7 protein-coding genes are annotated in these 12,036 nt (G+C 63.9%); 6 read left to right on the top strand and 1 reads right to left on the bottom strand.

Annotated features, from left to right (window positions below; genetic code table 11):
- The 3 genes from VGU61_RS08525 to VGU61_RS08515 form a co-directional block, all read left to right on the top strand.
- The coding region (locus VGU61_RS08525; protein ID WP_326858684.1) for an efflux RND transporter permease subunit at positions 1-2,416 on the top strand (2,416 nt) is incomplete at its 5' end.
- The gene (locus VGU61_RS08520) at positions 2,416-3,873 is read left to right on the top strand and encodes an efflux transporter outer membrane subunit (protein WP_326858685.1); all 1,458 of its coding nucleotides are present in this window, start codon (positions 2,416-2,418) and stop codon (positions 3,871-3,873) included. The genes VGU61_RS08525 and VGU61_RS08520, both read left to right, overlap by 1 nt.
- Positions 3,874-4,163: 290 nt before the next feature.
- Positions 4,164-6,368, top strand: a complete 2,205-nt coding sequence (locus VGU61_RS08515; RefSeq protein ID WP_326858683.1) for a DUF1631 family protein — start codon at positions 4,164-4,166, stop codon at positions 6,366-6,368.
- Between the two features lie 87 nt (positions 6,369-6,455).
- Here VGU61_RS08515 and VGU61_RS08510 read toward each other — a convergent pair whose 3' ends face one another.
- On the bottom strand, positions 6,456-7,184 hold the full coding sequence (locus tag VGU61_RS08510) for a glutathione S-transferase (RefSeq protein ID WP_326858682.1): 729 nt from the start codon (positions 7,182-7,184) through the stop codon (positions 6,456-6,458).
- 90 nt (positions 7,185-7,274) lie between these two features.
- On the opposite strand from VGU61_RS08510, the gene VGU61_RS08505 reads away from it, so the two are divergent.
- The 3 genes from VGU61_RS08505 to VGU61_RS08495 all read left to right on the top strand — a co-directional run bounded on the left by VGU61_RS08505 (position 7,275) and on the right by VGU61_RS08495 (position 11,814).
- Positions 7,275-8,552 carry a TIGR03862 family flavoprotein gene (locus VGU61_RS08505; RefSeq protein WP_326858681.1) on the top strand — a complete coding sequence of 426 codons (1,278 nt, stop codon included), beginning with the start codon at positions 7,275-7,277 and terminating at the stop codon, positions 8,550-8,552.
- Between the two features lie 153 nt (positions 8,553-8,705).
- Positions 8,706-10,442, top strand: coding sequence for a tannase/feruloyl esterase family alpha/beta hydrolase (locus tag VGU61_RS08500; RefSeq protein ID WP_326858680.1), 1,737 nt, complete (start codon positions 8,706-8,708; stop codon positions 10,440-10,442).
- Between the two features lie 187 nt (positions 10,443-10,629).
- The gene (locus tag VGU61_RS08495) at positions 10,630-11,814 is read left to right on the top strand and encodes a lipid-transfer protein (RefSeq protein ID WP_326858679.1); all 1,185 of its coding nucleotides are present in this window, start codon (positions 10,630-10,632) and stop codon (positions 11,812-11,814) included.
- Positions 11,815-12,036: the final 222 nt, after the last annotated feature.

The following is a 12,036-nucleotide window of genomic DNA, read 5'->3' as shown; positions in this document are numbered from 1 at the left end:
CCGCACCGGCAGCGATGGCGCGGTCACGCTGCTCAAGGATGTGGCGCGCATCGAACTCGGTTCCAGCGACTATGCCTTGCGCTCGCTGCTGAACAACAAGTCCGCCGCCGCCATCGCCATCTTTGAAGCGCCGCAGTCGAACGCCTTGCAGTTGTCCGCCGACGTGCGCGCGAAGATGGAAGAACTGAAGAAGGACTTCCCCGAAGGCATCGACTACAGCGTGGTGTACGACCCGACGCAGTTCGTGCGCGAATCGATCCGCGCCGTCATCAAGACACTGCTGGAAGCGGTGGCGCTGGTGGTGCTGGTGGTGATCGTGTTCCTGCAGACCTGGCGCGCATCCATCATCCCGCTGGTGGCGGTGCCGGTGTCCATCGTCGGCACCTTCGCGGTGCTGCTGATGTTCGGCTTCTCGATCAACACGCTGTCGCTGTTCGGGCTGGTGCTCGCGATCGGTATCGTGGTCGATGATGCGATCGTGGTGGTGGAGAACGTCGAGCGCAACATCCAGGCCGGACTGACGCCCCGCAACGCGACGGTGCAGGCGATGAAGGAAGTCAGCGGGCCGATCATCGCGATCGCTCTGGTGCTGTGCGCGGTGTTCGTGCCGATCGCGTTCGTGTCGGGCCTGTCGGGCCAGTTCTATCGCCAGTTCGCGCTGACGATCGCAATCTCGACGGTCATCTCCGCCATCAACTCTCTCACCCTGTCGCCGGCGCTGGCCGCCGCGCTGCTCAAGCCGCACGATGCGCCGAAAGATGCACTTACACGCGGCATGGACAAGGTATTCGGCCGTTTCTTCGGCTGGTTCAACCGGGTTTTCGGCCGCGCGTCGCAGCGCTATGAAGCCGGCGTCAAGGGCGTGCTGAACCGCAAGGCCGTGGCATTGGTCGTGTATGCGGTTCTGGCCGTCGCGGCGGTGCTGATGTTCAGGGCGGTGCCGAGCGGTTTCGTGCCGGCGCAGGACAAGCAATACCTGGTCGGCTTCGCGCAATTGCCGGACGCCGCATCGCTAGAACGCACCGATACGGTGATCCGCCGCATGTCCGATATCGCGCTGTCGGTGCCGGGCGTGGAATCGTCGGTGGCGTTTCCGGGCCTGTCGATCAACGGCTTCACCAATGCGCCGAACGCCGGCGTGGTGTTCTTCACCCTGAAGCCGTTCAGCGACCGGACCTCGCCGGAGCAATCGGGCGGTGCTATCGCGCAGCAGATCAATGCCAAGCTGGGCGGCATCCAGGATGCCTTCATCATGGTATTTCCGCCGCCGCCGGTCAATGGCCTCGGCACCATCGGCGGCTTCAAGATGATGATCGAGGATCGCGGCAACCTCGGCTACGACGAGCTGTACAAGGCTGTACAGGCGCTGCAGATGAAGGCGTGGCAAACGCCGGAACTGGCCGGCGTGTTCTCCGGCTACCAGATCAACGTGCCCCAACTGTTCGCCGACGTCGACCGTACCAAGGCCAAGCAGCTCGGCGTGCCGCTGGCGACGATTTACCAGACGCTGCAGATCAACCTCGGCTCGCTGTATGTGAATGACTTTAACCAGTTCGGTCGCACCTACCAGGTGAAGGTGCAGGCGGATGCGCCGTTCCGTTCGCAGGCCAGCCAGATCGCGCAGCTGAAGGTGCGCAACAACAAGGGCGAGATGATTCCGCTGTCGTCGCTGATGCGGGTGAAGGACAGCTACGGACCGGACCGGGTGCAGCGCTACAACGCCTACGTATCGGCCGACATTAACGGCGGTGCGGCACCGGGTGTATCCAGCGGACAGGCGCAGGCGGCGATGGAGAAGATCGCGCAGGAAGTGCTGCCGAAGGGGATCACCTATGAATGGACCGACCTGACGTACCAGGAAATCCTGGCCGGCAACACGATGGTGGTGGTCTTTCCGCTGTGCGTGCTGCTGGTGTTCCTGGTGCTGGCGGCGCAATACGAAAGCTGGACGCTGCCGCTGGCGGTCATCCTGATCGTGCCGATGTCCATCCTCTGCGCATTGATCGGCGTGAAGCTGACCGGCGGCGACAACAACATCTTCACCCAGATCGCGCTGTTCGTACTGGTGGGGCTGGCGTCGAAGAACGCCATCCTCATCGTCGAGTTCGCCCGCGAACTGGAAGACCATGGCCGCTCGGTGGTGCAGGCGGCGCTGGAAGCCTGCCGCCTGCGCCTGCGGCCGATCCTGATGACCTCGATCGCGTTCATCATGGGCGTGGTGCCGCTGGTGTTTTCCAGCGGCGCGGGCGCCGAGATGCGCCATGCGATGGGGGTGGCGGTGTTCTGGGGCATGCTGGGCGTGACGCTGTTCGGCCTCTTCCTGACACCGGTGTTCTATGTGCTGTTGAGAACCTTCGCCAAACGTTTTGACAAGCCGGTATCGATGCTCGAACAAAAACCGGAAGGAATTGCATGATGAATCAATCACACTACGTTGCATCTCCGTTGCCGCGCGTGGCGGCATTGCTTGCCGCGTTGATCCTCGCCGGATGCGCCGCACCTGAATTGCGTGCGCCGCAGATCGACGTTCCCGCCGCATTCAAGGAGTCATCCGAGCCCACCCTCAATGCCGCCGAGGCCGCGCGCTGGAAACCCGCCCAGCCGGCGGAAGCGCAGCCGCGCGGCGAGTGGTGGAAAGCCTTCAACGATGCGACGCTCAACCAACTGATCGACGACGCCACCGCCGCCAATCCAAGCCTCGCCGCAGCAGCGGCGCGGGTGAAGCAGGCGCGCGCCCTGGCCGGCGTGGCCGAAGCCGACCGGATTCCGTCGGTGAACGCCGATGTCGGGGGACAGCGCGGCCGGGCGTCGGCGGTATCGCTCGGCCTGCCGGCCGGTACGCCGATGCCGGTCGGCACCTCCTGGCAGGGCCGGTTGACGGCCAGTTATGAAGTGGACCTGTTTGGCCGGGTCGCCGGTAACATCAGCGCCGCGCAGGCCGACGCGGCCGCGGGCGAAGCCACCTACCGCTCTGTGCTGCTGGCCCTGCAGGCGGATGTCGCTCAGACTTATTTCCGGCTGCGCGCCACCGATGCCGAACTGGCGCTGCTGCGCGACACGGTGCGCACTAGGGAAGAAAACGTCCGCATCAACCAGCGCCGTTTCGACATCGGCGACATCGGCGAACTCGACCTGGCGCGGGCGAAAACCGAGCTGTCCACGACCCGGGCCGACGCGATCGCGCTGGAACGCCAGCGGGCGCAGCTGGAACATGCGCTGTCGGTCCTGCTCGGCAGGCCGGCATCGGCGTTCACGCTGCCCAGCAATCCGCTGCCGGACATGGTAGCCGTTCCCGGCATTCCCGCCGGGCTGCCATCGGCACTGCTGGAACGCCGCCCCGACATCGCCGCCGCCCAGCGCGCGATGATGGCAGCCAATGCCCGCATCGGCGTCGCACGGTCGGCGGTCTTCCCGGCGCTGCGCCTGACCGGCGCCGGCGGCTTCCAGTCGGAAGACCTGTCGGACCTGTTCCAATGGAGCAGTCGTACTTGGCTGATCGGTGCGCTGATGTCACTGCCGATCATCGACGGCGGCCGCAATCGCAACAACATCCTGCGCAGCGAGGCGGCGCTTGAGGAATCGGTGGCCGATTACCGGCAAAGCGTCCTCGCCGCGTTCGCCGAAGTGGAAGACAACCTTGCCGGCTTGCGCACGCTGGCGGGGCAGGCACAGGCCATCGAAGATGCGCTGACGACGGCGCGGCGATCGACGGAATTGGCCAACAAGCTGTATGCGGCGGGGCGGTCCAGCTACCTGGAAGTGCTGGATGCCCAGCGCAACCTGGCGGCGGTGGAGCGCGTCGCAGTGCAGTTGCGCGGCAGCCGGGCCACCACCACCGTCGCGCTGGTGCGGGCCCTGGGAGGCGGATGGTAGAAAGCGGGCATGTTTTTGCAGGCCGGTTGACCAAATTGTTCCAGTGTTGCAATATTCCATGGCAATGCATAACGATTTGCCAACAAAAAACGCGCGGAGTAAAGTTCGCGCGTTTTTTGTCGTTAATGTCGGTAAGGCGTCACCAACACCGCTTTATTACGAAATCAACTATAAAAATGCGGTAAAAAGTTCCATTTAGTACTTGCCATACGGCAATTTTGTGTAAAAATGGCTTCTCGCCCGATCCGCACGGGCGTTTTATTGCGTTGTCCAACCCAAGGTAGTTGGCTATGGCTCTTTCTCCTCTCGATGACACGCCATCCGCCGCCCCCGCCGCTCCAGGCCAGGGCAATGAAGTCCTGCGCAGCCTGATTGCGATCGCTTCCTGCGCGGCCAATACCCAGCTCGATGCATTCGTCATGCGGCTCGCCGACGCCTTGTTCAACCTGTCCGAGGCCAGCGGCGACCCCAAAACCGCCAATCTCAGCTTCAATGCCGCCAACTTGTTGAGGAACAACGGCTATGCCTTCTATTACCTCGCATCGATCCGGGTGGAGGAAGTGCTGCGGCAGGCAGTGCACAAGACCGAATTTCCCGCCACCGCCACTGCCGCGAAAGCCTCCGACGATGCGCTGACGCTGGTCTCTTACGAGGAAATGGACAAGAAGGTGCGCATCAGCCGCCTGGGCCGGCCGATCGAAGCGGCGAACAGCGAGCGGCTGGACATTCTCAACGCCCAGCTTGCCAACCTGCTGGGCCGGGATGAATTGACACTGCTGCAGAATCCCTTCCGGCCCGAAATTTTTATCTCTGCGCTGAACGATACCTGGGCGGAATTCGATCCGGAGTCCGACACCCACCCGCTCGTCCTGCCTCTGCTGACGCCGGAGGTATTCCTCGATCTGTCGCTGATCTACCAGGAACTCGTCTCCGCGCTAACGGCACGTGGGATTTCCCCGGACGGTCCGGGCTATCGCCTGCGCAAATCGGAAGAGGCGCAGGAAGCGGAGAAGGAGCGGAAAGCCGCGGGCAGTGCGGTGTCCGATCAGCTCAAGAACCTGTTCACGCCGAAACCGACGGCTGCGCCGGCAGGAGCGGAGCCATCCCAGCCGGCGCAAGGCGCTGCAGGAAACAGTTTCCAGGGACAGGTGCTGCAGATGGCGGCGGTCAGCAACCAGTTGCTGGCCCATCTTGCGAGCATGCAGAAGAACCTGTTCGAGCAGCTCGCGACGGGTGGAGTGGGGGCAGGCGCTCCCCAGAACACCACCGCGGTGCTGTCGAACATCAAGCAGCAGGCGCCGCAAGGTGCGTTGTCGCAGGTAGACGAAACCAAGATCGACCTGCTGACCAAAATATTCGATGTCGTTTTCCGCGACCAGAACATTCCCACCGAGATCAAGGCGCTGATCGGCTTCCTGCAGGTGCCGGTATTGAAAGCGGCGCTGATCGACCAGGAATTCTTCTTTCAGGACGAGCATCCGGCACGCAAGCTGATCGAGCTGCTGACGAAGTCGAGCCTCGGCTGGGACAGGAAAAAGGGTCAGGACGACCCGCTGTATCAGACCATCAAGCGCAATGTCGAGCGGGTGCAGCAGGAGTTCGACCAGCAGATTTCGGTCTTCTCGGACGTGGTGTCGGATCTCGAATCCTTTATCAAGGAAGAAGAAACCGTCGCCACGCAGGCGCTGTCGGCGCCGATCACCAAGGCGCTCAAGCAGGAAAAGATCGGACAGGCCACCAAGGTCGCCAAGCATGAAGTCAAGCTGCGCATCGGCACCGGCGGCGTGGTCGGGTTTGTCGAAGGCTTCCTGGAACGCAAGTGGGTGCCGGTGCTGACGCTGGCCTACAGCATCAGGGATGAAAAGCCGGAAGCGGTGGAACATGCGGTCAAGACGATGGACGACCTGATCTGGAGCGTGAAGCCGAAGATCACAATGGCCGAGCGCCGCGAATTGATTGCCAAGCTGCCATCGATGCTGACGGCGCTGAACCAGTGGCTGAACCTGTTGAAATGGGACGATGCCGAGCGGCTGCAATTCTTCGCCGAACTGGCCGAATGCCATGCGTCGATCGTGCGCGCGCCGCTCGAACTGTCGCCGCAGCGCCAGCTCGAAATCGCGATGGATGTCGCCAAGCAGGCCGCCGAACGGCGGATGCAGAAGCGGGCGACCCAGGAGCCCGATCCGGTGCCCGACGACACCGACCTGATGGTGCAGAAGCTGGAGCGCGGCGTCTGGATGGAATTCGACATGACCGACGGCGCGAAGGCGAAAGTGCGGCTGGCGTGGATCAGCCCGCTACGCACGCTCTACATCTTCTCGACGATCGATCGCAAGGAATCGTTCTCGATGTCGGCCGAGAACCTGGCGAAAACCTTCCGCGAGCAGCGGGTAAGGCTGGTATCCACCGACCAGCTCGTCGGCCGCGCACTGGCCGAGGCCCTGGAAAGTGTGGGCGCGAACGATCCGGATATCAACGGCAAGTCGGCGGCCTGATCCGCTGGATTATTTTTCGAACAAGGGGAAGGCCATCTTCCCCTTTTGCTTTCCGCATGCCCGCGTCTCCGCGTTCCCAATACTCCGTTATGCATCGAGTTCCTTGTAATGCCGGAACACATCATCGTTATTGAACGGCAGCCGCCGGGCCGAGTTCAGGTAGCGCTTGATGCGCGGGCGGCCCGCCAGCCTGTCGTGCAGGGCGACGAGCAACGGATAACCGGGTTCGAGCTGCCGCATCGCACGCGGAAAGGCATAGCGCAGGCCGGCAATCACCTGGAACAGCGATAGGTCGGCATAAGTCAACATATTGCCGACCAGATGCGCATCACCATCCGGATTGCATTCCAGCACCGTCTCGAAATAATCGAAGAATTTCGGCAGCCGCGCTTCCCGGAAATCGGCGGCGCGCCGCAACGCCTCGGGCTTTTGCTCGCGGTAGTACAAACCGCTGCCGACCGGATGATGGGTATCGTGCGCCTCGGTCACCAGGTCGGCGATGGTGAGCTGCAATTGATGCGTCCACAATCGTCCGGCCTCGTCATCCGGTGCCAACCCGTGGCGCGTGCCGAGAAAGAGCAGGATGTTCGCCGTCTGGCCGATGATCAGGTCGCCGGCCTTCAGGTAAGGCGGTGCGAACGGCACATGAACCACGTCGGCTTCCTCCATGAAGCGCATCAGCGCCGGCATGCCCATGCCGCTGCTTTCCGCACGTCTTGCCACATCGACATAGTCAGCATCCGCCTCTTCCAGCGCAAGTCGGACGAATTCACCGCGGCCCTGGATGTTCGGCCAGTAATACAGCTCATAACGCATGCGCATTTCTCCTCGATGATGCAGGTACGGCTCTTATAATGGCGCCCACCGTCGCCAGGCAGCGACGTCCTTCCTCCATGCCGGATTTCCATGACCTTGCAAAAACTCCAATCCTCATGCCGCGTTGCCATCGTCGGCGGCGGCCCGGCCGGCCTGATGGCCGCAGAAGTGCTGGCGGCCGGCGGCGCGCAGGTCGACCTGTACGATGCGATGCCGTCGGTCGGACGCAAGTTCCTGCTGGCGGGGAAGGGCGGCATGAATATCACCCATGCGGAACCGGCGGAAGCGTTCCGTTTACGTTATGGCGCGCGCCGCGCGGTGTTCGAACCCATGCTGGACGGCTTTGGTCCGGATGCGTTGCGCGCCTGGGTGCACGGCCTGGGAATCGACACCTTCGTCGGCACGTCGCAGCGGGTATTTCCGGCCGACATGAAAGCGGCGCCGCTGCTGCGCGCATGGTTGCATCGCCTGCGCGAAGCCGGCGTGCGTTTTCACATGCGTCATCGGTGGGTCGGCTGGCAGGACAATTCTCCGCATCCGGGCAGGCTGCGCTTTACGGCGCCGGAAGGCGGGGTCGAGGTGCAGGCCGATGCCGTCATTCTCGCCCTGGGCGGCGCAAGCTGGGCGCGGCTCGGGTCGGATGGCGCCTGGGTACCCTTGCTTGAATCCCGGCGCATCCCTGTTGCCCCGCTGCAGCCCGCGAACTGCGGCTTCGACACCGGCTGGACCGACCATTTCCGCAGCCGCTTTGCCGGCCAGCCGGTCAAGTCGGTGGTTGCCACGTGCCCTGATCCGGCCGGCAACGGCATCGTGCAGCGCCAGGGCGAATTCATGGTCACCGACACCGGCGTGGAAGGCAGCCTCATCTATGCCTTGTCGTCCTGCCTGCGCGACACGCTGTCCGCAACCGGCGATGCGGTGCTCACGCTGGATCTTGCGCCCGGCAAAAGCCTGCAGCGGGTGACCGAGGAAATTGCTCATCCACGCGGCTCCCGATCAATGGCGAGCCACCTGCAAAGCCGGGTCGGCATTGCCGGGGTGAAGGCAGGATTGCTGCGCGAATGCGCCAGCGCCGACGACTATGCCGATCCGGTACGGCTGGCCTCCGCGATCAAGGCATTGCCGCTGCGACTGCTGGCCACCCGTCCTATCGATGAAGCCATCAGCAGCGCCGGCGGCGTGCGTTTCGAGGCGCTCGACCGGCGGCTGATGATTCAGGGCATGCCCGGCCTGTTCATCGCCGGCGAGATGCTCGATTGGGAAGCGCCGACCGGCGGCTACCTGCTCACCGCCTGTTTTGCCAGCGGCCGTTCGGCGGGCTTCGGCGCGCTGGACTGGCTTCATGAGCAATCCGGCAACACGGCTTGACGATCCGCAAATCCGCGCGCTGCCTGCGCACCGGAATACCTGCTTTGGGAACATAGTTAAGGCAGGAGAAATGTCACTGCGCGGACAATTGCTTCGCGCGGTGATGGTTCTTCCTGCAATCAACGACATGACATCCCACATGAGGAGCAGGCAATGGAGACTAGAAACCGATTTCCCGGCGTAATTCACTTCGGCGTTGCATTGTTGATCGCCGGACTGGCGGGCTGCGGCAGTGACGATGATGACGAACCGGTTGCCACCGCGCCGCCGCCGCCGACACCGCCCTTGACCTGCGCCCAGCTCAACGGCAGGACGGTCCCGGCAAGTGCCATTGGCCTGCCGACCACCGGTGCGGTCGTCACCTCGACCGAAGTGGTGGCGGCGTCCGGCACCGGCGCGACCGCGATTGGCGAGCATTGCCGGGTCCTGGGCGACATCAACCCGGTCGATCCGGCAGCGCCGAAGATCAAGTTCCAGCTCAACCTGCCGACGAACTGGAACAACAAGGCCATGATGTTCGGCGGCGGCGGTTACAACGGCAATATTCCGAATCCCGCCGCCAACGTGCCGGCCGGCCCGACCACGCAGCCGACGCCGCAGGGGCGAGGCTATGCCACTTTCTCCAGCGACTCTGGGCACCAGGCCGGCGCGGGCACCTTCGGCACGCGGGAAGGCTCGTTCGGCGCCAACAACGAAGCGCTCAACAATTTTTCCTCCGATGCCCTGAAGAAAACCCGCGACACGGCGATCTTCCTGCTGCGCCAGCGCTACAACGTCGCCAATCCGACGCGGACTTATTTCGCAGGCGGCTCGACCGGCGGGCGTGAGGCGCTCGCGGTGGTGCAGAAGTGGCCGCAGGACTTCGACGGCGCGATCGTGCTTTACCCGGCATGGAATGCCGCAACGCTGGATCTGGCCTTCGGCCGAATCGTGCGCACGCTGGCAGCGCCCAACGGCTACCTGAACCGGGAAAAGCGGCTGGCGGTGTACACCGCCGCGCTGCAGGCTTGCGACACGCTGGACGGCGCGGCCGACAACGTGGTCAGCAATGTCGACGCCTGTAACGCCACCTTCAACCCGGCCACTGCCACGCTGAACGGCGCGCCGCTGCGCTGTCCGGATGGCGGGGAGGGCGGCAACAATTGCCTGTCCGATCCGCAGATCGCCTCGCTGCAGGCATTCAACCAGCCGATCACCTTCAGCTACCCGCTGGCCAGCGGCGAGAACCAGTATCCGGGCTTCAACGTCTGGGGCGCCGATCTCGGCATTCCGAATGCCAGCCCGCTGCAGGCCACCGTCAACACCCTGGCGCTCGGCGACGTCCAGCCCGCACTGCCGGCCACGCTCACCATGCCCTACGCGGCGCTGTTCTGGGACCAGTGGGTGAAGTACTTCGTCACCCGCGACCCGAACTTCAACTCGCTGGCGCTCGACCCGCAGAACCCTGGCCCGTGGGCGGCGCGCATCAGCGAACTCACCGCGATCCAGGACATCAACCGCACCGACCTGTCGGCCTTCGAAGCGAAGGGCGGCAAGGTGCTGATGGCGCATGGTCTGCATGATGTGCTGGTCAGTTCCCGCTCGACCGCGCAGTACTTCGAGCGGGTGCGCAACACGATGGGCGCACAGCGGGTCAACAACTTCATGCGCTATTACCAGATCCCGGGTTACGGCCATGCCGTCAGCACCACCTTCAATGCTGCCTGGGACTCTCTGACCGTGCTGGAGAACTGGGTTGAACGGGGCACCGCGCCGGCCAGCCAGGTGGTGGCCGACACCGCCGGCGTGCCGGGTCGCACCCGGCCACTGTGCGAGTATCCGGCCTGGCCGCGCTACAGTGGCACCGGCGACATCAACGCGGCGGCCAGCTACAGCTGCGTGACGCAGTAAACCGCCATGGCGGAAGGACGGCCGGACCGGGGTGCCGGCCGTCCTTCCGTGAAATGATGGACCTGCTCTCATCCTTCCGCGGCCTGCCCGCACTTTCCCTATAATGGACCGCATCAACAAACGACGGCCGGCACACCAGCCGGCCCGTCTTGCATTTCCCGTCACTTCCTTACCTCAGGAGTTCCGCATGAGCCGCAGCGTGTATGTATCCGGCGTGGGCATGATCCCGTTCGCCAAACCCGGCGCCAGCGCGCCGTACCACCAGATGGGCGCCGCCGCTGGCCGGCTGGCGCTGGAAGATGCCGGCCTGTCCTATGAAGACGTGCAGCAGGTCTACGCCGGCTATGTGTACGGCGACTCGACCAGCGGCCAGAAGGCGGTCTACCAACTCGGCATGACCGGCATCCCGGTCATCAACGTCAACAACAACTGCTCCACCGGATCGACCGCGCTGTTCCTCGCGCGCCAGGCGGTGGCAAGCGGAGCGGCGGACTGCGTGCTGGTGCTCGGCTTCGAGCAGATGAGCCCGGGCGCGCTGGGCGCGGTCTTTCCCGACCGCCCGACGCCGTTCGACGACTTCGACGCCGTCACCGACAAGCTGGTCGGCATGCCGGAGATCCCGCTGGCGCTGCGCTATTTCGGCGGCGCGGGGCTCAGCCACATGAACAAGTACGGCACCCAACTCGACACCTTCGCCAAGATCCGCGCCAAGGCCAGCCGGCATGCGGCCAACAACCCGCTCGCGCTGTTCCGGAAGGAAGTCACGACGGAGGAGGTGATGAATGCGCCGATGATCTGGCCGGGCGTGATGACGCGCCTGATGGCCTGTCCGCCGACTTGCGGCGCGGCGGCGGCCTTGCTGGTATCGGAGCGGTTCGCGAAGGAAAAGGGCCTCGACACCAGCGTCCATATCGCGGCGCAGGCCATGACGACCGACCGCCCGAGCACCTTCGAATCGGACGACATGATGCGCCTGGTCGGCTTCGACATGGCGGCCGACGCGGCGGCCAAGGTTTATGCGGAAGCCGGCATCGGGCCGGACGACATCGACGTGGTGGAGTTGCATGACTGCTTCGCGCACAACGAGCTGATCACCTATGAAGCATTGGGCCTGTGTCCGGCGGGCGGCGCGGAGAAATTCGTCAACGACGGTGACAATACCTACGGCGGCAAGGTCGTTACCAATCCGTCCGGTGGGTTGCTTTCGAAGGGGCATCCGCTCGGCGCGACGGGGCTGGCGCAATGCTATGAGCTGACGCAGCAGTTGCGCGGGAAGGCGGAAGCGCGGCAGGTGGATGGTGCACGGGTGGCGTTGCAGCACAATCTGGGGTTGGGTGGGGCTTGTGTGGTGACGATGTATCGGGCGGGGTAACGAGGGCTTTATCGCGAATCAGTCTGGCGATGATTTCGAAATCGCACGTCGCCTCCCAACGCTGGTCATTTTCGCGCAGGGTTCTGCGGGAGTTTCGAACGGCATGCTGTCCGCCCGCAAAACAGTACCGGCTTGCAAGCCAGTATGCACCCTGCAAGGGGGGAATCCAGAGGGACAGAGTGTCTCCGGTAATGCAACTCTTTCTGTTCTCCGAAGAGACTA

Origin of the sequence: Noviherbaspirillum sp. (assembly GCF_035944575.1) — a bacterium.
Taxonomy (GTDB): Bacteria; Pseudomonadota; Gammaproteobacteria; order Burkholderiales; family Burkholderiaceae_D; genus Noviherbaspirillum.
The sequence above is the reverse complement of the archived record's forward strand: the minus strand, read 5'-3'. Positions and strand labels throughout refer to the sequence as shown.

Coding starts and splice junctions, on each gene's coding strand:
- VGU61_RS08520 (WP_326858685.1), top strand. CDS start 2,416: ATGAATCAATCACACTACGTTGCATCTCCGTTGCCGCGCGTGGCGGCA.
- VGU61_RS08515 (WP_326858683.1), top strand. CDS start 4,164: ATGGCTCTTTCTCCTCTCGATGACACGCCATCCGCCGCCCCCGCCGCT.
- VGU61_RS08510 (WP_326858682.1), bottom strand. CDS start 7,184: ATGCGTTATGAGCTGTATTACTGGCCGAACATCCAGGGCCGCGGTGAA.
- VGU61_RS08505 (WP_326858681.1), top strand. CDS start 7,275: ATGACCTTGCAAAAACTCCAATCCTCATGCCGCGTTGCCATCGTCGGC.
- VGU61_RS08500 (WP_326858680.1), top strand. CDS start 8,706: ATGGAGACTAGAAACCGATTTCCCGGCGTAATTCACTTCGGCGTTGCA.
- VGU61_RS08495 (WP_326858679.1), top strand. CDS start 10,630: ATGAGCCGCAGCGTGTATGTATCCGGCGTGGGCATGATCCCGTTCGCC.